Origin of the sequence: Kitasatospora griseola, assembly GCF_014648555.1 — a bacterium.
Taxonomy (GTDB): Bacteria; Actinomycetota; Actinomycetes; order Streptomycetales; family Streptomycetaceae; genus Kitasatospora; species Kitasatospora griseola.
On sequence record NZ_BMRI01000003.1, the window covers coordinates 145,621 to 165,120 of the forward strand.

At 72.5% G+C, this 19,500-nt stretch carries 17 protein-coding genes and 1 tRNA gene; 2 read left to right on the plus strand and 16 right to left on the minus strand.

The features are described 5' to 3' along the window. Window positions 1-105 precede the first annotated feature (105 nt). The 14 genes from glyA to IEZ12_RS04895 form a co-directional block, all read right to left on the minus strand. A complete protein-coding gene (gene glyA, locus IEZ12_RS04830) occupies window positions 106-1,368 on the minus strand; it encodes a serine hydroxymethyltransferase (protein WP_189270973.1) in 1,263 nt (420 codons plus the stop codon). A gap of 207 nt (window positions 1,369-1,575) precedes the next feature. After that, the gene (locus tag IEZ12_RS04835) at window positions 1,576-2,211 is read right to left on the minus strand and encodes an arsenate reductase/protein-tyrosine-phosphatase family protein (RefSeq protein ID WP_100588116.1); all 636 of its coding nucleotides are present in this window, start codon (window positions 2,209-2,211) and stop codon (window positions 1,576-1,578) included. 32 nt (window positions 2,212-2,243) lie between these two features. After that, complete coding sequence (locus IEZ12_RS04840) at window positions 2,244-2,891, minus strand: L-threonylcarbamoyladenylate synthase (protein WP_043916028.1); 648 nt, start codon at window positions 2,889-2,891, stop codon at window positions 2,244-2,246. A 76-nt stretch (window positions 2,892-2,967) separates the two neighbouring features. Further along, window positions 2,968-3,834 (minus strand): peptide chain release factor N(5)-glutamine methyltransferase, encoded by an 867-nt coding sequence (prmC, locus tag IEZ12_RS04845; protein ID WP_043916027.1) that lies wholly within the window; start codon window positions 3,832-3,834, stop codon window positions 2,968-2,970. 18 nt (window positions 3,835-3,852) lie between these two features. After that, entirely contained in the window at window positions 3,853-4,929 is a 1,077-nt protein-coding gene (gene prfA, locus IEZ12_RS04850) for a peptide chain release factor 1 (RefSeq protein ID WP_100588011.1), read from the minus strand. A gap of 134 nt (window positions 4,930-5,063) precedes the next feature. Next, a complete protein-coding gene (gene rpmE, locus IEZ12_RS04855) occupies window positions 5,064-5,291 on the minus strand; it encodes a 50S ribosomal protein L31 (protein WP_035866123.1) in 228 nt (75 codons plus the stop codon). A 125-nt stretch (window positions 5,292-5,416) separates the two neighbouring features. Further along, window positions 5,417-6,529, minus strand: a complete 1,113-nt coding sequence (locus IEZ12_RS04860) for an LCP family protein (RefSeq protein ID WP_189270974.1) — start codon at window positions 6,527-6,529, stop codon at window positions 5,417-5,419. Between the two features lie 142 nt (window positions 6,530-6,671). Beyond that, entirely contained in the window at window positions 6,672-8,813 is a 2,142-nt protein-coding gene (gene rho, locus IEZ12_RS04865) for a transcription termination factor Rho (RefSeq protein WP_189270975.1), read from the minus strand. Between the two features lie 503 nt (window positions 8,814-9,316). Next, complete coding sequence (thrB, locus tag IEZ12_RS04870) at window positions 9,317-10,234, minus strand: homoserine kinase (RefSeq protein WP_189270976.1); 918 nt, start codon at window positions 10,232-10,234, stop codon at window positions 9,317-9,319. Window positions 10,235-10,517: 283 nt separating this feature from the next. Beyond that, on the minus strand, window positions 10,518-11,615 hold the full coding sequence (thrC, locus tag IEZ12_RS04875) for a threonine synthase (protein ID WP_189270977.1): 1,098 nt from the start codon (window positions 11,613-11,615) through the stop codon (window positions 10,518-10,520). 8 nt (window positions 11,616-11,623) lie between these two features. Beyond that, a complete protein-coding gene (locus tag IEZ12_RS04880) occupies window positions 11,624-12,916 on the minus strand; it encodes a homoserine dehydrogenase (RefSeq protein ID WP_189270978.1) in 1,293 nt (430 codons plus the stop codon). Window positions 12,917-13,048: 132 nt separating this feature from the next. Further along, complete coding sequence (gene lysA / locus IEZ12_RS04885) at window positions 13,049-14,440, minus strand: diaminopimelate decarboxylase (protein WP_189270979.1); 1,392 nt, start codon at window positions 14,438-14,440, stop codon at window positions 13,049-13,051. Between the two features lie 97 nt (window positions 14,441-14,537). Beyond that, entirely contained in the window at window positions 14,538-16,193 is a 1,656-nt protein-coding gene (argS, locus tag IEZ12_RS04890; RefSeq protein ID WP_189270980.1) for an arginine--tRNA ligase, read from the minus strand. 117 nt (window positions 16,194-16,310) lie between these two features. Continuing rightward, entirely contained in the window at window positions 16,311-16,826 is a 516-nt protein-coding gene (locus IEZ12_RS04895; protein WP_189270981.1) for a response regulator, read from the minus strand. Window positions 16,827-16,992: 166 nt separating this feature from the next. On the opposite strand from IEZ12_RS04895, the gene IEZ12_RS04900 reads away from it, so the two are divergent. Both IEZ12_RS04900 and IEZ12_RS04905 read left to right on the plus strand, forming a co-directional pair. Next, window positions 16,993-17,064: transfer RNA gene (locus tag IEZ12_RS04900), tRNA-Arg, on the plus strand. 116 nt (window positions 17,065-17,180) lie between these two features. Beyond that, on the plus strand, window positions 17,181-17,528 hold the full coding sequence (locus IEZ12_RS04905; protein ID WP_189270982.1) for a hypothetical protein: 348 nt from the start codon (window positions 17,181-17,183) through the stop codon (window positions 17,526-17,528). 7 nt (window positions 17,529-17,535) lie between these two features. On the opposite strand, the gene IEZ12_RS04910 is transcribed toward IEZ12_RS04905, so the two are convergent. Next, a complete protein-coding gene (locus tag IEZ12_RS04910; protein WP_189270983.1) occupies window positions 17,536-18,288 on the minus strand; it encodes a hypothetical protein in 753 nt (250 codons plus the stop codon). Between the two features lie 68 nt (window positions 18,289-18,356). Continuing rightward, window positions 18,357-19,340: a trypsin-like peptidase domain-containing protein gene (locus IEZ12_RS04915; protein ID WP_189270984.1), complete on the minus strand. Its 984-nt coding sequence runs from the start codon at window positions 19,338-19,340 to the stop codon at window positions 18,357-18,359. Between the last annotated feature and the right edge of the window lie 160 nt (window positions 19,341-19,500).

A 19,500-nucleotide genomic window follows, 5' to 3' on the forward strand; every position in this document is an offset into this window, starting at 1 on the left:
CTCCCGCGCAGGTTCGGGGTTCGAGGTGCGTCGCCACGCTGCACACCTTATTGACTCCGACGCCCGGGCCCCGCATCGCGGTTCGCCTCCGCGGCCGGCGAATGCTCAGCGACGCCCGGCGAAGGCCTGCGCGAGCTCCCGGACCCGGCCCCGGACCGAGGCCGGATCGGCCCCGGCGAGCACCCGTCCGAGCAGCTCACCGACCTCGCCGAGCTCCGCCTCCGCCATTCCCTGGGCGGCGCACGTCCCGGTGCCCAGCCGGATCCCGGAGGTCTCGGTGGGCGGCGCGGGGTCGTACGGGACGGCGCACCGTCCGAGCATCAACCCGGCCGCCGCGCACCGGCGTTCGGCCTCCACGCCGGTCAGGCCGAGGCCGCCGACCTCGGCGGTCACCAGGTGGGTGTCGGTGCCGCCGGTGAGCGGCGCGGCCCCGGCGGCGGCCAGCGCGGCGGCCAGCGCCCGCGCCCCGGCCACCGCCCGGCGGGCGTACTCGGCGAAGCCGGGGGTGCCGGCCTGGGCCAGCGCCACCGCCTTGGCGGCCACCTCGTTCATCGCCGCCCCGCCCTGGCAGAACGGGAACACCGCCCGGTCGATCCGGTCGGCCAGCTCGCGGGCGCACAGCAGCAGGCCGCCGCGCGGGCCGCGCAGCAGCTTGTGGGTGGCCACCACGGTGACGTCCGCGTACGGCACCGGGGAGGGCGCCAGGCCGGCCGCGACCAGGCCGGCGCTCTGCCCGGCGGTGGCGATCAGGTAGGCGTCGACCTCGTCGGCGATCTCCCGGAAGGCCGCCCAGTCGAGGTGCCGGGGGTAGGAGATGCCGCCCGCGACGATCGCCTTGGGACGGTGCTCGTGGGCCAGCCGGCGGACCTGCTCCAGGTCGATCAGGCCGTCCTCCTCGCGCACCCCGTAGCCGTGGAACTGGAACCACCGGCCGGAGAAGTTGGCCCGCGAGCCGGCGCTCAGGTGGCCGCCGTGCTCCAGCGACATCGCCAGCACCGCGTCGCCCGGCCGCAGCAGCGCCGCGTAGGCCGCCAGGACGGCCGAAGTCGCGGACCGGGGCTGGACATTGGCGTGCGGGGCGGCGAACAGCTCACGGGCCCGGTCGACCGCCAGCAGTTCGACGGTGTCGGCGGGCGCGCAGCCGGTGTGGTGGCGGCGGCCGGGGTAGCCCTCGGCGTACTTGTCGACCAGCGGGCCGGCCAGCGCCGCCAGCACCGCGGGGGTGGCCAGGTTCTCCCCGGCCAGCAGTTGCAGGGAATCGGCCCGGCGCTCGTCCTCGGCGGTGAGCAGGTCGGCGATCAGCGGGTCCGCCGCGCGCAGGGCCTCGGCGGCCTGCCAGTGGGTCTGTCGGGCATCGGCAACCGTCATGCTGCAGCTCCCGGGTGGGGGGGTCCCCCAACCGAAGGCGAGGGGGCCGGTGCGGGCGGAGATTCCTCCAGCCTAGGTCGGCCCCGGTCGCCGGGCCCGCCCCCACGCGCGGGACTGGGCCTTTCGGCCGCGCCCCGGCCACCTGCATCGCCCGAGCACACAGACTTCACAATTTCTCCACCGAAACTTTAGTGGAGGGCGCTCAACTCACCGGTCCACGCCGGTCAGTGCGGTCACCACCGGGTCCAGCGCGTCGAATATCTCCTCGCCGCAGTTGCGGAACATGCCGATCGGCGCCCCGTAAGGGTCCCTCAGCTCGTCCGATTCCGGTGAGGCGGCCAGCAGCCAGCCGCGCAGGGCGGCGGCCGAGCGGACCAGCGCGCGGGCGCGTTCGGTCAGTCGCGCGCCGTCCCTGGGGTCCGGCAGGGTCCGCGGATCGACCCTTTGCACCAACCGGGTGAACTCCTTCAGCGTGAAGGTGCGCAGACCCGCCGCGTGCCCCATCGAGATCACCTGCGCGCGGTGGTCCAGGGTCGCGGTCAGCACCAGGTCGGCGTCGATCACGTGCTCGTCGAGCAGCTCCCGCCCGGCGAAATCGCCGCTGTCCGCGCCGTACTCGCCCAGCACGGTGGCCGCGTGCGCCTCCATCGGGGCGCCCTCGTGGCCCCAGGTGCCGGCGCTCTCCACCACGATCCGGCGGCCCACCCGGACGCCGAGCCGGGAGTCCAGCTCCAGCCGGGCCAGCCGCTCGGCGATCGGCGAGCGGCAGATGTTGCCGGTGCAGACGAAGAGGATCTTGAAGGTGTCCAGCGGGAGCGGCCCGGACGCCGGATACGGCGCCAGGGCGCTCCCCGCTCCGTACAAGGGGGCGGCGGTCAACTGCCGGCCTCGACGTCCGGAGCGACCTCCCTCAGCTGCTCGACGCTGATCGCGCCCGCCCGCAGCACCACCGGCACCTTGCCGGTGACGTCGACGATGGTGGAGGCCGTCGCGTAGTCGGCCGTCCCACCGTCGAGGTAGATCGACACCGCGTCGCCGAGCTGCGCCTCGGCCGCGTCGCAGGTGGACGGCGAGGGGCCGCCGGTCTTGTTCGCGGAGGACACCGCGAGCGGGCCGGTGGCGTTCAGCAGCTCCAGCGCGACCGGGTGCAGCGGCATCCGGACCGCGACGGTGCCCCGGGTCTCGCCCAGGTCCCAGCGCAGCGACGGCTGGTGCCGGGCCACCAGGGTCAGGCCGCCCGGCCAGAACGCGTCCACCAGCTCCCAGGCCTGCTCGGAGAAGTCGGTGACCAGCCCGTGCAGGGTGGTCGGCGAACCGACCAGCACGGGCGAGGGCATGTTCCGCCCGCGCCCCTTGGCCGCCAGCAGCGCGCCCACCGCGTCCGGCGAGAAGGCGTCGGCGGCGATCCCGTACAGCGTGTCGGTCGGCACCACCACCAGCTCCCCGCGGCGAATCGCCGTGGCGGCCTCACGCAGCCCGCTGGCGCGGTCCTGGGCGTCGGAGCAGTCGTATCGGCGGCTCATCGGAGCAATCCCCTTCCGGTGATTTCAGTGGTGGTCTACAGCGAAGCGCGTCGCGCAGTCGTACTGCGCCTGGCGTTCACAACGAAGCCCTTCGGGCCGTGGTGAAGCGGGGCCGGTTGTTCAGGTCCCGGTGGTCGGCGGCGTCCGTCCAACCACCCTCCTCGCGGAAGATCCACGGGACCTGGCCGCCCTGGGTGTCCGCGTGTTCGATCACCACCGCGCCGCCGGGCCGCAGCAGCCGGGCGGCGACCCGCTCGATGCCGCGGATGGTGTCCAGGCCGTCCTCGCCGGAGAACAGCGACATCTGCGGGTCGTGGTCGCGGGCCTCGGGGGCGACGTACTCCCACTCGGTGAGCGGGATGTACGGCGGGTTGCTGATCACCAGGTCGAACCGGCCGTCCCAGGCCCGGTCGTCGGCGAACGCCTTGGTGGCGTCGCCCTGGTGCAGGTGGACCCGGGCCCGGTCGGGGCTGGCCTCGATGTTGCGGCGGGTGTACGCGATCGCGCCCTCGTCGAGCTCGAACGCGTGCACGGTGGAGCGCGGCAGTTCCTGGGCGAGGGCCAGTGCGATCGCCCCGGAGCCGGTGCACAGGTCGACCACCAGCGGCTCGGCGACGTCCATCGCGCGGACCGCCTCTATCGCCCACTCGACCACCGTCTCGGTCTCCGGCCGGGGCACGAACACCCCGGGGCCGACCTCCAGTTCGAGGTAGCGGAAGAACGCCCGCCCGGTGATGTGCTGCAGCGGCTCGCGCTGCTCACGCCGGGAGATCGCCTCCCAGTAGCGGGCGTCGAAGTCCCCGTCCGGCACGGTGTGCAGCTGGCTGCGCTTCACGCCGTGGATGTGCGCGGCCAGCTCCTCGGCGTCGAAGCGCGGCGAGGGCACGCCGGCCGCGGCCAGGCGCTGGGTGGCCTGGGCCACCTCGGCGAGCAGCAGGTTCATGCCTCGGGTTCCTTAGGCTCAGTTCTCCTGCGCGGCGGCCAGCTTGGCCGCGGCGTCGGCGTCCACACAGGACTGGATCACCGCGTTCAGGTCGCCGTCCAGCACCTGGTCCAGGTTGTACGACTTGAAGCCGGTGCGGTGGTCGGAGATGCGGTTCTCCGGGAAGTTGTACGTCCGGATGCGCTCGGAGCGGTCGACCGTGCGGACCTGGCTGCGGCGGGCGTCGGACGCCTCCCGCTCGGCCTCCTCCTGCGCGGCGGCCAGCAGTCGCGAACGCAGGATGCGCATCGCCTGCTCCTTGTTCTGCAGCTGGCTCTTCTCGTTCTGGCAGGACGCGACGATACCGGTCGGCAGGTGGGTGATCCGGACCGCGGAGTCGGTGGTGTTGACCGACTGCCCGCCCGGGCCGGAGGAGCGGTAGACGTCGATCCGCAGGTCGTTGGCGTGGATCTCCACCTCGACCTCCTCGGCCTCCGGGGTGACCAGCACGCCCGCGGCGGAGGTGTGGATGCGGCCCTGCGACTCGGTCGCGGGCACCCGCTGCACCCGGTGCACGCCGCCCTCGTACTTCAGCTGCGCCCAGACGCCGTGGCCGGGTTCCGCGTTGCCCTTGGTCTTCACGGCCACCGAGACGTCCTTGTAGCCGCCGAGGTCGGACTCGTTGGCGTCGATGATCTCGGTCTTCCAGCCGACCCGCTCCGCGTACCGCAGGTACATCCGCAGCAGGTCACCGGCGAACAGCGCGGACTCCTCGCCGCCCTCACCCGCCTTGACCTCCAGGATGACGTCCTTGTCGTCGTTGGGGTCTCGCGGCACCAGCAGCAGCCGCAGCTCCTCGGTGAGCTCCCCCTGGTGCGCCTCGGACGCCTTCGCCTCGGCGATGAAGTCCGGGTCCTCGGCGGCGAGTTCGCGCGCGGCGACGATGTCCTCGCCGGCCTGCTTCCAGGCCAGGTAGGTCCGGGTGATCGGGGTCAGCTCGGCGTACCGCTTGGCCAGCTTGCGCGCGTTCGCCTGGTCCGCGTGCACGGACGGGTCGGCCAGCCTCTTTTCGAGGTCGGCGTGCTCGACGAGGAGCTCTTCGACTGCCTCGAACATCGGGTGGTCCTACTTCCGTGAGTGCCGAACAGGGGGTGCCCAGCAGGGGTGATGGGCGGGAGAGACGCGAACGGCGCCGGCCCGGACGCCCCCGTGAGTACACGAGGACGCCCGAGACCGGCGCCGTGGAAGCGCTAGGCCGACTTGTTGCCGGAAAGCTTCTTGCCGAAGCGCGCCTCGAAGCGGGCCACGCGGCCACCGGTGTCCAGAATCTTCTGCTTGCCGGTGTAGAACGGGTGGCAGTTCGAGCAGACCTCGGCGCGGATCTCACCGCTGGTCTCGGTCGAGCGAGTGGTGAACTCGTTGCCGCAGGTGCAGGTCACCTTGGTGACCACGTACTCCGGGTGAACGTTGGACTTCAACGGATTCTCCTAGCTGATCGGGAGGGCACCGGGTCGGCGGACATGGACGTCCGCACGTGAACCGGGACCGACGGACCAGTGTGCCAGCACTGCCCGCTTCTTCCCAAACCGGGAGGCGGAGCGCGCTATTCCACACCCCCCTGTGTCGGCACCGAGCCCGGGTGCGCCGAGGCCGTTGCGGACGGCGAACCGTCCGCCGGATTGGTCGGCTGCTCGGAGACCACCGGCGTCGGCACCGGCTGGTCGACCCGCAGCGCCGCCCAGAGCTGCTGGGCCTCCGGGTTCTTCGGCAGCACCCGGTTCGGGTCGCTGGGGGCGTACGCCACGGGCAGCGTGACCATGGTCAGCTGGTCCGGGCCGATCCGCTTCAGGGTCTGCGCCAGGCCCACCAGCGAGCTCACCGAGGCCAGGTCGGAGTCGGTGGTGAGCGACCGGGTCAGCTTGTCGCCGAGGCTCCACACCGCCACCGGGTCGGTGGCCAGGCCCAGCGTGTCGATCCGGCCCAGCATGGCCTTCACCATCTGCTTCTGGAGCTCGATCCGCCCCAGGTCGCTGCCGTCGCCGACGCCGTGCCGGGTGCGGACGAACGCCAGCGCCTGCTGCCCGCCCAGGTGGTGGGTGCCGGCCGACAGCTGCAGTCCGCTGTCCGGGTCGCTTATCGGCACCGTGGTGGTGACGTCCACCCCGCCGATCGCGTCGATCATCGAGGCGAAGCCGGCGAAGTCCACCTCGACGAAGTGGTCCATCCGCATCCCGGTGAGCTGCTCGGTGGTCTTCACCGCGCAGGCCGGGCCGCCGACCTCGAACGCCGAGTTGTACATCGCGCTGCGGACCGCCGGGACGGGCTTGCCGTCGAGGCCGGTGCAGGCGGGCCGGGCGACCAGAGTGTCGCGCGGTATGGAGACCACCGAGGCGGCCGTGTGGGTCTGGTTGACGTGCACCACCATGGCGGTGTCGGAGCGGGCGGCGTCGCCGGTGTCACCGCCCGCCAGGTTGCCGTTGGCGCCGGCCCGCGAGTCGGAGCCGAGCACCAGCAGGTTGAACGAGCCGTCGGTGGAGGCGGGCGGGCGGGCGCTGCCCAGCTGCCCGGAGATGTCGACGCCGTGCAGGTTCCGGTTCAGCTTCCAGTAGGCGAGCCCGCCGAGCCCCGCGGCCACCAGGATGACGGCAACCAGCGCGAACAGCGTGATCCGCAGTCCGCGGCGACCCGCGGAACGATCCTTCCGATGTTCGGCCATATCGCCTCATTTCACCCGCAGTGCGACCTTTCGAGCATAAGTGACGCACCGGTAGGGCGAACCGGTTCTGAAGCCCGCATGAGAAAAGGCCGAGACCCCGCACCGCGGGAAGCGGCACGGGGTCTCGGCGGGACTGCTGCGATCAGTCGCCGGAACCGGGGGTGTTCTTGGCGATCTGCATCAGGAACTCGGCGTTCGTCTTGGTCTGCTTCATCTTGTCCAGCAGCAGCTCGATCGCCTGCTGCGAGTCCAGGGCGTGCAGCACCCGGCGGAGCTTCCAGACGATGGAGAGCTCCTCGTGGCCGAGCAGGATCTCCTCCTTGCGGGTGCCGGAGGCGTCCACGTCGACGGAGGGGAAGATGCGCTTGTCCGAGAGCTTCCGGTCGAGCTTGAGCTCCATGTTGCCGGTGCCCTTGAACTCCTCGAAGATCACCTCGTCCATCCGCGAGCCGGTCTCGACCAGCGCGGTGGCCAGGATGGTCAGCGAGCCGCCGTTCTCGATGTTGCGCGCGGCGCCGAAGAACTTCTTCGGCGGGTACAGCGCGGTCGAGTCGACACCACCGGACAGGATGCGGCCGGAGGCGGGCGCCGCCAGGTTGTAGGCGCGGCCCAGGCGGGTGATGGAGTCCAGCAGGATCACCACGTCGTGGCCCAGCTCCACCAGGCGCTTGGCGCGCTCGATGGCGAGCTCGGCGACGGTGGTGTGGTCCTCGGCCGGGCGGTCGAAGGTCGAGGAGATGACCTCGCCCTTCACCGACCGCTGCATGTCGGTGACCTCTTCCGGACGTTCGTCCACCAGGACGACCATCAGGTGGCACTCGGGGTTGTTGTGGGTGATCGCGTTGGCGATCGCCTGCATGATCATGGTCTTACCGGTCTTCGGCGGGGCCACGATCAGACCGCGCTGGCCCTTGCCGATCGGCGACACCAGGTCGATGATCCGGGTGGTCAGCACGCCCGGGTCGGTCTCCAGGCGCAGCCGCTCCTGCGGGTACAGCGGGGTCAGCTTGCCGAACTCGGGGCGGCCGCGGCCGCTGTCCGGGTCCATGCCGTTGACGGAGTCCAGGCGCACCAGCGCGTTGAACTTCTCGCGGCGCTCGCCGTCCTTGGGCTGCCGGACGGCGCCGGTGATGGCGTCGCCCTTGCGCAGGCCGTGCTTGCGGACCTGGGCCAGCGAGACGTAGACGTCGTTCTGGCCGGGCAGGTAGCCGGAGGTCCGGACGAAGGCGTAGTTGTCCAGGATGTCCAGGATGCCCGCGACCGGGATCAGGACGTCGTCGTCGCTCAGCGGGACCTCGGGGCCACCGGCGCCCTCGAAGCCGTCGCGGCGACGGCCCCGGCGGTCACGGTAGCGGCCGCGGCGGCCGCGGCGGCCGTCGCCGAACTCGTCGTCGTCGTAGCCGCCCTGCTGCTGGGCGCCGCCGCCCTGCTGCTGGCCCTGGGCCTGGCCCTGGCTCTGCTGCTGGCCCTGCTGGCGGGACTGGCCGCCGTCCTGCTGCTGGCCGCCGCCCTGCTGCCGGTCGGCGCGGTCGCGCTCGCGGCGGTTGCGGCGGTCCCGGCGGGACTCGCGGATCTCGTTGTCGCCCTCGGCCGTGCCGGCCTCGGTGCGCTCGGCACGCTCGGTGCGCTCGCCGCCCTCGCGGCGGTCACGGCGGTCCCGGCGCTCGCGGCGCTCGGAACGGCCCTCGCCCTCGGCGGCCTGGCGCTGGCCCTCGGCCTTGGCCTCGGCGGCCGGCCGGTCCTGCTCGGCGGCGGTGGCGGCGGCCGCGGCCTCGGCGGTCGGCGCACCGGCGGCGGCGGTGGCGCGGCGGCGCGGACGCTCGGTCCGGGCGGCGGCGGCCGCGGTGTCGGCGGCGGCCTGCACCGGGATCTCGATCTGCGCCTGCGGCTGCGGCTCGGTGGCGGCGGCGGTGCGGGCGCGGCGGGTCGCCCGCGGCGCAGCCGCCGACTCGCCCTGCTCCTCGGCGGCGGCCGGGGCGGCCTCGGCGGGAGCAGCCGACTTGGCGGCCTTCTTGGCGGCCGGAGCGGCGGGGGCGGAGCCGCCCGCGAGCAGCGGGTCTCCGCCGCTCTTCTCCTTGATGGCCTCGATCAGCTGGCTCTTGCGCATCCGTCCGGTACCGCTGATCCCGAGGGTCGAGGCGAGCTTCTGGAGCTCGGCCAGGACCAGGCCGTCCAGGCCGGCGGCAGCGGTACGACGGCGTCGCGCCGGAGCCGCGGGGGCGGCGGCAGCGTCCGACGCCTCGGCGTCCGGGCGCGCGCCCATCAGATCGGTGGTGTCGCTCACTAAGGGTCCTTCCCTGGAGCGGACGTCGGCCTGTCTGGCACGGCGACCGGTTGTGCTGTCCTGCCCAGCATCTCTGTGCGCTGGTCAGGGGCTGGATTCCCGCGGAAGGCTGGTCCTTCCGGGGAGCTGCGAAGTGCGGTGCACTGTGGTGCGAAGTGGCGCGGACGGCCGGTACCGACCTCGCTGCGCCTGTTTGATGCCCGGGCCCCCGTCGCGCGGCGGCAGTTCGGGCCCCGCCCGGCCAGGCCTCAGTGCAGAGGCTGCGGGTGGGAGTCTGGTGCCGTCACGGCTTCGGGATGGGCCGCAGTCGCGGAGGCAGGCTGCGTACGCGGTGTGGCGGGCTCCCGGAGAATCGTGTTCCCGAGCTTCCGGCCCCCGTGACGGGGGAACGGGATCGGGATGCGTCGCACCGGTCCCCGGAGGGCATCTGGTGCAGCAATGAGGTTAACACTACCGACCCCCTGACACATTCCCCAGCCCTTTGTTTGTCAATCGTGTCCGTCTCACATGTCGAGCGGCAGCACGGTCGCGCCGGTGCGGTCGAGCTCCAGGCGGTGTGCCGCGAACTGCGGTCCTGCGAAGTTCACGAGCTTCTCCGCGCCGGCCTCGTCGGTGAGCGCGAGGACCGTCGGTCCGGCGCCCGAGATGACGGCGGGGACGCCCTCGGCGCGCAGGGCGGCGACCAGGGCGGCGCTGTCGGGCATGGCGGAGGCCCGGTAGTCCTGGTGCAGGCGGTCCTCGGTGGCGGTGAGCAGCAGCTCGGGGCGGCGGGTGAGCGCCTCGACCAGCAGCGCGGCGCGGCCGGCGTTGACGGCGGCGTCGGCGAGCGGGACGGTCTTGGGGAGGAGACCGCGGGCTGTCTCGGTGAGCACCTCGGTGGAGGGCACGAACACGACCGGAACCACCCGGTCGGCGGGGTCGAGCGTGATGGTGCGGGCGGTGCCGTCCTCGGTCCAGGCGACGGTGAAGTTGCCGCGCAGGCAGGCCGCGACGTTGTCGGGGTGGCCCTCCAGCTCGGAGGCGAGGGCGAGCAGCGCGTCGTCGTCGAGGGCGGAGGCGCCGCCGATGGTGACGGCGCGGGCGGCGACGATGCCCGCGCAGATCGCGGCGGACGAGGAGCCCAGGCCGCGACCGTGCGGTATGCGGTTGGCGCAGACCACTTCGAGGCCGCGGGGCTGTCCGCCGAGCCGGTCGAAGGCGGCGCGCAGCGAGCGGACCAGCAGGTGGCGCTCGTCGCGGGGCAGGGTCTCGGCGCCCTCGCCGGCGATGTCCACGCTCAGACCGGAGTCGGCGACCCGGACCACCACGTCGTCGTAGAGCCCCAGGGCGAGGCCGAAAGCGTCGAAGCCGGGGCCGAGGTTGGCGCTGGTCGCGGGAACGCGGACCCGGACGGCGGCGGCGCGGAACGCGGGACCGGCCATGCGGTGGACACTCCTGAAAGTGGGGGCGGCCCGGACGACGGGGCCTGCGGTGGTACGACGGCGGGAGGTCGAAGGGAGCGCGCGGCGTGGCGCGGCCCGCCGGGGTCCAGCGTATCGAAGAGAGGTTCCAGAGCGGTACACCCCGCCCGGCTCGGATCTTCCGTGTTGCCACAAGAAAGCGGAAAAGCGCCGGTCGGATGACCTGAAAGCGGTGCAGAAAACCGCTGAGCGGCGGGCCCGATCAGGCCCGCCGCTCAACGGTGTTGACGCCGGTTCAGCCGGGTCAGTCCAGCAGGCCCAGGCGGCGGGCGGCCGCCTCCGGGTCGATCGGGACGATCTGCGGCTGCGGCGCGCCGGCCACGGCCCAGTCCGGGTCCTTGAGGCCGTTGCCGGTGACGGTGCAGACGATCCGCTGGCCGGGGTCGACCAGTCCGGCCTCGGCCTTGGCCAGCAGGCCGGCCACCGAGGCGGCCGAGGCGGGCTCCACGAACACGCCCTCCTGCGCGGCCAACAGGCGGTAGGCGGACAGGATCTGGCGGTCCGTCACCTTGTCGATCAGGCCGCCGGACTCGTCCCGGGCGGCCAGCGCGTAGTCCCAGGAGGCCGGGTTGCCGATCCGGATCGCGGTGGCGATGGTCTGCGGCTTGAGCACCGGGGCGCCGTCCACGATGGGCGCGGAGCCGGACGCCTGGAAGCCCCACATCCGGGGGGTCTTCGAGGAGAGGCCGTCCGCCGCGTACTCGCGGTAGCCCTTCCAGTAGGCGGTGATGTTTCCGGCGTTGCCGACCGGGAGGACGTGGATGTCGGGGGCGTCGCCGAGCATGTCGACGATTTCGAAGGCGGCGGTCTTCTGCCCCTCGATGCGCACCGGGTTGACCGAGTTGACCAGCGCGACCGGGTACTTCTCGGAGAGGTCGCGGGCGAGCGTGAGGCAGTCGTCGAAGTTGCCGTCCACCTGGAGGATCTTCGCGCCGTGCACCAGCGCCTGGCCCATCTTGCCGAGGGCGATCTTGCCCTGCGGGACGAGCACGGCGGACACCATGCCGGCCCGCACCGCGTAGGCGGCGGCGGAGGCGGAGGTGTTGCCGGTGGAGGCGCAGATGACGGCCTGGGCGCCGTCCTCCTTGGCCTTGGAGATGGCCATGGTCATCCCGCGGTCCTTGAAGGAGCCGGTCGGGTTGGCGCCTTCGACCTTGAGGTAGACCTCGCAGCCGGTGCGCTCGGAGAGCACCTGGGCGGGGACGAGCGGCGTGCCGCCTTCGAGCAGGGTGACCACGGGGGTGGAGTCGGTGACCGGGAGGCGGTCGCGGTACTCCTCGATGAGGCCGCGCCACTGGTGGGTGCGGGTGCCTCGGGCAGCGTTTTCGGCAAGGGCGTTCATGGTTGTTCCTACTCCCCTTCGACCCGCATGATGCTGGCCACGTCGCGCACGCTGTCCAGTGCGCGGAGCTTGTCGACCGTCGCCGACAGGGCGGCGTCGGTGGCGCGGTGGGTGACCACGACGAGCGCGGCGTCGCCGTCGCGACCCTGCTGGCGGACGGTGTCGATGGAGACGCCGTGCTCGGCGAAGACCGAGGCGACCTGGGCCAGCACGCCGGCCCGGTCGTCCACGTCGAGGCTGACGTGGTAGCGGGTGACCACCTCGTCCATCGGCTTGGCCGGCAGCTGGGCGTAGACCGAGTCGCCGGGGCCGGTGGTGCCGTTGACCTTGTTGCGGCAGACCGCGACCAGGTCGCCGAGGACCGCGGAGGCGGTCGGCGAGCCGCCCGCGCCGGGGCCGTAGAACATCAGCCGGCCGGCCGCCTCGGCCTCCACGAACACCGCGTTGTAGGCCTCGCGGACGGAGGCCAGCGGGTGGCTGAGCGGGATCATCGCCGGGTGCACCCGGGCGGTGACCGAGCTGCCGTCGGTGGAGCGCTCGCAGATCGCCAGCAGCTTGACCACGCAGCCCATCTGCTTGGCGGAGGCGATGTCGGCGGCGGTGACCTCGGTGATGCCCTCGCGGTAGACGTCCGCGGCGGTCACCTTCGTGTGGAAGGCGATCCCGGCCAGGATGGCGGCCTTCGCGGCGGCGTCGAAGCCCTCCACGTCGGCGGTCGGGTCGGCCTCGGCGTAGCCCAGCGCGGTGGCCTCCTCCAGCGCCTCGGAGTACCCGGCGCCGGTGGAGTCCATCTTGTCGAGGATGAAGTTGGTGGTGCCGTTGACGATGCCCAGCACCCGGTTCACCTTGTCGCCGGCCAGCGACTCGCGCAGCGGGCGCAGCAGCGGGATGGCGCCGGCCACGGCGGCCTCGTAGTAGAGGTCGGCGCCGGCCGCGGCGGCTGCGGCGTGCAGTTCGGCGCCGTCCTTGGCGAGCAGCGCCTTGTTGGCGGAGACCACCGAGGCGCCGTTCCCGAAGGCTTTCAGGATCAGCGATTTGGACGGCTCGATGCCGCCCACCACCTCGATCACCACGTCGATGTCGTCGCGGCCGACCAGGGCCTCGGCATCGGTGGTGAGCAGGTGCTCGGGCACCCCGGGGCGGGGGCGCCCGGCCCGTCGGACCGCGATTCCCGCGAGCTCGACCGGGGCGCCGATGCGCGCGGCGAGGTCGTCGGCTGTCGTCGTCATGATGCGCGCCACCTCGGAGCCCACCACACCACAGCCCAGCAACGCCACCTTCAGCGGGCGCGTACGCATCATCCGACTCCGCTCTGCATTCTTCGTCCCCGCCGGGGTGATTCGGTGTCCCCCGGGGGCTTTCCTGTCCGTACCAGTCTCCGGGACTTTCCGCACGGATCTACCGCCGGTCCACGTTATGAGACGAAAATTTCGTCAGCCGATATCGAGACGCAGAAGATCCTCTTCCGTCTCGCGTCGGACGATCACCCGGGCCGCCCCGTCCGCGACGGCCAGCACGGGGGGCTTGAGGGCGTGGTTGTAGTTGCTCGCCATCGACCGGCAGTAGGCGCCGGTCGCGGGCACCGCGATCAGGTCGCCGGGGGCCAGGTCGGCGGGCAGGAAGGCGTCCCGGACCACGATGTCGCCGGACTCGCAGTGCTTGCCGACCACCCGGACCAGCATCGGCCCGGCCTCGCTGGTCCGGGAGACCAGCGCCACCGAGTACTCGGCGTCGTACAGCGCGGTGCGGATGTTGTCGGACATGCCGCCGTCCACGCTGACGTAGGTCCGCAGGCCCTCCAGCGGCTTGACGGTGCCGACCTCGTACAGCGTGAACGCGGTCGGGCCGACGATCGCCCGGCCGGGCTCCACCGAGATCCGAGGGGTCGTCAACTGTGCTGCGGCGCACTCGCGTCGGACGATCTCGCCGAGCGAGACGGCGATCTCCGCGGGCTCGCGCGGGTCGTCGTCGGGGGTGTACGCGATGCCCAGGCCGCCGCCCAGGTCGATCTCCGGCAGCTCGACGCCGTGCTCGTCGCGGACCTCGGCCAGCAGGCCGACCACCCGGCGGGCGGCGACCTCGAAGCCGGCGAAGTCGAAGATCTGCGAGCCGATGTGCGAGTGGATGCCGCGCAGCTCCAGGGAAGGCTCGGCCAGCACCCGGCGGACCGCCTCGGCGGCCAGGCCGCCGGACAGCGACAGGCCGAACTTCTGGTCCTCGTGCGCGGTGGCGATGAACTCGTGGGTGTGCGCCTCGACGCCGACGGTGATCCGGATCAGCACCGGCTGCCGGACGCCCTGCGCCCCGGCGATCTCCGCCAGCCGCTCGATCTCCTGGAAGGAGTCGACCACGATGTGCCCGACGCCGGCCTTCACGGCCTGCTCCAGCTCCCGCACCGACTTGTTGTTGCCGTGCAGCGCGATCCGCTCCCCCGGCATGCCGGCCGCCAGCGCGACCTGCAGCTCGCCCGAGGAGCACACGTCGACGTTGAGGCCCTCCTCGTGCAGCCAGCGCACCACGGCCTTGGACAGGAACGCCTTGCCCGCGTAGTACACGTCCGCGCGGTCGCCGAACGCGTCCCGCCAGGCCCGGGCGCGGGCCCGGAAGTCGGCCTCGTCCAGCACGTACGCGGGGGTGCCGAACTCGGCGGCCAGGGTGCGGACGTCGACGCCGCCGACGATGGCGACGCCGTCCGCGTCACGGGTGACGGTGCGCGACCAGACCTTCGGGTCCAGGGCGTTCAGGTCGGCGGGCGGGGCCTGGTAGTGGCCCTCGGGCAGCACGTCGCCGTGCCGGGGGCCTGCGGGATGTGCGGAGCGACTCATGTGCGGGACTTCCTCGACCTATGGCAAGGGGCGGCGACCGGTCTCCGTCGACCGGTCCGCCGCCCCCGCTCGTGCTGCGCTTGGGGGTTGTGGTGCTCTACATCCGCTCGGGGGCGGATACGCCGAGCAGGCCGAGGCCGTTGGCGAGCGTCGTTCGCGTGGCGTCGGCGAGCCAGAGGCGGGCGTGCGTGAGGTCGGTGACCTCCTCGTCGCCCTTCGGCAGGATCTGGCAGTTGTCGTAGAACCGGTGGTAGGCCCGGGCCAGCTCGTCCAGGTACGTGGCGACGTGGTGCGGCTCGCGCAGTTCGCCGGCCTTGGCGAGGACGCGCGGGAACTCGCCGAGCTGGCCGAGCAGGGCGTTCTCCCACTCGCTGTTCAGCAGCTCCGGTTTGAAGTCCGCGCTGCGGGCGATGCCCTTCTCCACGGCGTTGCGCGCCACGGAGCACATCCGGGCGTGCGCGTACTGCACGTAGTAGACCGGGTTGTCCTTGGTCTGGCTGGTCACCACGTCGATGTCGATGGTGATGGTGGAGTCGGTGGACTGGCGCACCAGCATGTAGCGGGCGGCGTCCACGCCGATCCAGTCGATCACGTCGTCGATCGTGATGATGTTGCCCGCGCGCTTGGAGAGTCGGACCTCCTTGCCGTCGCGCAGCATCTTCACGAACTGACCGATCATCACCTCGATGTTGCGGTCCATGTCGTCGCCCGCGCAGGCCGCGATGGCCTTGAGGCGGTTGACGTAGCCGTGGTGGTCGGCGCCGAGCATGTAGACCGAGACCTCCGCGCCGCGGTCCCGCTTGCTCAGGTAGTAGGCGGCGTCGGCGGCGAAGTAGGTGGTCTCGCCGTCGGCCTTGATCAGGACGCGGTCCTTGTCGTCGCCGAAGTCGGTGGTGCGCAGCCAGATCGCGCCGTCCCGGTCGAAGACGTGGCCCTGCTCGCGCAGCCGCTCCATGGCCTGCTGGACGGCGCCGGAGTCGTGCAGCGACTTCTCGGAGAACCAGGTGTCGAAGTGCACCCCGAACTCGTTCATCGACCGCTGGATCTCGGTGACCATCAGCTTCAGGCCCTCGGCGCGGAAGGCCGACAGCTGCTCGTCCTCGGGCAGCTCCAGGATGCCGGGCACGCCGTCGGTGACGGCCTTGGCGATGTCGGTGATGTACTCGCCGACGTAGCCGTCCTCCGGGACGGGCTGTCCGTTGGCGGCGGCCTTCAGCGACTTGGCGAACTTGGTGATCTGCACGCCGGCGTCGTTGAGGTAGTACTCGGTCGACACCTCGGCGCCGGAGGCCTTCAGGACGCGGGCCAGCGAGTCGCCGACGGCGGCCCAGCGGACGCCGCCGATGTGGATCGGGCCGGTCGGGTTCGCCGAGACGAACTCCAGGTTGATGTTCAGGCCCTTGAGCGCCTCGTTGCGGCCGTACGCCTCGCCCGCCTCGACGATGGTGCGCGCCAGCTCGCCCTGGGTGGCGGCGTCCAGCGTGATGTTCAGGAAGCCCGGACCGGCGATGTCGACCTTCGCGACGCCGGTGATCTCTCGCAGGCGTGCGGACAGGATCTCCGCGACGGCTCGCGGCGGCTTGCCGGCCGGCTTCGCGAGCTGGAGGGCCACGTTGGTGGCGTAGTCGCCGTGGTCCCTGTTCTTGGGCCGCTCGACCGTCACGTGCGCGGGCACGTCGACGGTCAGCTCGCCTGCCTGGATGGCGGCGCTGACGGCGGCCTGGACTGCCTGGGAGAGTTCTGCGGGTGTCACGGGCCCAAGCCTAGGCGAGAGGGGGCGGTCGACCGCCACTCGGTTTGCCGAGCGGGACGCGCGTCGTGCCCCGCGGCGTGCTTCGTCTCGTCGGACAGCGCCGCAGACCGGCACATCTCACGGGCGTGACTCGTCCGGCGGAACAAGTTCCTGTGCGTGTTCGCTCAGGGCGAAATCTCGCAGGGTTTGGGCGATCGGATGGGGCGCGCTGCCGAAGTCGTACGCGAAACGGCGCCCGGCTGCCGCTGCGGCCGGGCGGTCCATCGCCCGCAGTCGGCGCACCAGCTCGATCAGGTCCGCCGGATCGAACGGCTTCGCGAGGTAGCCGTCCACCCCCACCGACTCGCCGCGCTCCAGGTCCGCCGGCGTACAGGCGCTCACGATCGCGATCGGCAGGTGCGCGGTCTCCCAGGCGGCGCGCAACCGGGCCGCCGTCCGCAGCCCGTCCAACCGGGGCATCACCACGTCCAGCGTCACCACGTCCGGCGCGACCCGGTGGACCACCTCCAGGCACTCGGCACCGTCGGCGGCGGTCACCACCTCGAAGCCCTCCAGCTCCAGGTTGACCCTGATCAGTCGACGGATCGCCTCGCTGTCGTCCACCACGAGAACCCGCCCCGACGTCGCCGCCACCTCACCGAGGGTAGCCGCGCGCCGCCCCGCCCGTCCGGTCTTTCGGGCACTTGCCGCCCACCGCTGACGGCCCGTCCGAACCCGCCGTCGGAAACCCGTGCACGGACCACGGAGTTTCCCTGGTAGTGTTTTCCCCGCAAGGCCGGGTGATCGCAGATCACCCAAGGCCCCCGTAGCTCAGGGGATAGAGCACCGCCCTCCGGAGGCGGGTGCGTAGGTTCGAATCCTACCGGGGGCACTTCGCAGCAAGTGCGTGAACGAGGCTCAGGTCCAAGGGACTTGGGCCTTTTTCGTTTCCCCCCTGACAGCCTCCGCCGGTACGCTCCCCCGACACTTGAACGAGGGGGCACCACCATGACCACGAACAGAACCGTTCCGAACCTGCCGGACGAGCGGCTGTGCTGGCTGGCCGTCCGGGAGCAGCTGAACCGGAAGGCCCGTCGGCGCGGTGTGCTCGGCTGGCTGACCGCGCTGTTCGGCTCCCGGGACGGCTGGGAGGGCAACTACTGGGCGGAGGAGGCCGCGGACCTGCGGCGCGGGACGGCCTCGGGGAAGCTTCACGCGTACGCCCTCGCCGTGGACACCGCCGCCGAGGCCCTCACCGCCGCCGAGCGCGCCCACCTGCGGGCCACCGGCGAAGTCCCGGCCCACTTCCTGGCCGAGGTCGAGCGGCGGGTGGCCGAGCGCCGCAAGCGTCGCTGACGGGCCGTCAGTGCGGGGGGCGCCGGTGGTGGGCGCCGCGCAGGACGAGGGACGGGGTGGCGGGGTCGTAGGCGCCGCAGGCGGTGGCGGACCAGGGGGACCACTGGCGGGGGACGGCGAAGTACGGGACCAGGACGGGGCCCTTGCGGCCGGGGGCGGCCTTGGCGGGGAGCAGCGCGGGCAGCACGTCGGGGGTCTGGCCGGCCAGGATCGCGGCGCGGCAGGAGCGGCAGGCGGGTCGGCGGTCGGCGGCGGCCTCCCGGGTGGTGGTGCGGGCCCGTTGGCGGGTCTTGCGGTTCTTGGGCGGTTCGGCGGCGTTCTCGACCGGGCCGTGCAGCGGGTTGTAGTAGCAGCGGACGGCGAGCGGGCCGGGCCGCTGTCCGGCGTGCAACAGGTGTGCGGCGGCGAGGCGTTCGACCGCCTGTTCGGCGAGCACCACGGCGGCGGCCAGGTCGGGCAGGTCGGTGTCGGGGTGGTCGGCGCGGTCGAGCAGCCGGCCGGCCGCCTCGTACGCCTCCAGCGCCCACTGGTAGGCCCGGCGGGCGGCGGACTCCTCGGTGGGGAGCCGGAGTTCGGCGGCCTGGAACACCGTGCCGGCGGCGGTGACCCGTTCGGCGGCGAGCTCGCGCAGGCGGTCCCGGAGCGCTTCCCACTCCCCCAGCACCAGCGCCTGGTGCTCGCGGACCTCCCGGCGACTCGGGTGGTGCTCGGTTGTCGGGGCGGGCCTCGCGGCCTTCAGGAACCACCAGCGGCGGAACACCGCGCCTCCCCCTCGTGTGCGTCGTCGCCCCATTGTGGGTGACACGGGAGGGGAGATTCCAGGGCCGGTCAGCTCGCGCGGGCGACCAGGTCGGCGACGGTGTGGTCGAAGTAGGCGCTGTAGGAGGTGTCCTCGGTGTCGCCGCCCTGCTGGTAGCCGCCGACGACGCCGATCACCTCGCCGGTGGCGGAGTCGATGAACGGGCCGCCGCTGGTGCCGTTGGAGAACGACGGGCAGTCGATGCGTCGCTGGAGGGTGTCCTCGCGGCTGGTGACGTTGGTGCACAGGACGGGCTTCTCGGCGCTGTCGGAGTAGCCGTACAGCCGGGCCTGGACCGTCGGCGCGGCGTTGACGCCGAGCGGGTTGCCGCCGACCGCGTCCTCGATCCGCAGGTTGTTGGTGGGCGCGACGGCGAGCACCGCGAAGTCCTCGTCGGGGTCGTCGCTGTTCTGCCAGCCGTCCGGGGTGTACACCTTGGTGACCTGCCAACTGCCGAACGGGGCCATGCCGTCGCGGTAGCCGGGGACGAAGACGATGCTGCTCACGCCGGACACGCAGTGCGCGGCGGTGAGGATCAGGTTGCGGCCAGGGCTGTCGATGACGCTGGCGGAGCAGAAGTGGCTGCCCGGCGCGACGTCGCCGGTGAACAGCGCGCCGACCCGGACCGACTCGGAGTTGAGCGGGGCGGTGCCGGTGACGCCGAGCTTCACGTCCGGCGGCGCGAAGGGCGGGACCTGCCGGGTGAGGCCGTCGGTGGAGCTGCCGGCCTGCGCGACGTTCAGGGGCCCGGACGGCTCGGCCTCCGTGCTCGCGCTCGGGCTTGCGCTCGGCGTCGCGCTCGGGCTCGGGGCAGCGCTGGTGACGGGGGCAGGCGTGGGGGCCGAGCCGACCGCCGCGACGGTGTCGGTGCTGGTCCGCTGCCGCGGGTCGCGCAGGTGGACGGAGAGCACCCCGGCGGCCGCTATCGCGCCGACCACGCCGACGGCGAGCACCGAACTGAGGACGACCGGCCGCAGCGAGCGGCGCTTGCGCTGCTTGGAGTGGCGTCCCATGCTGCCCCGTTCCTCCCGACCGGAGGCCGCGCCGACGTCCGCGTCGTTGCCGACCTGGACACCGGGTGACCCGAACTGTCTCGAATATGCGTCGCCGAGCTGGAAATGCCGTGATTCCTGGCTGGGAGACTCGTGAGATTTCCGGTGGCGGACAGCAGGG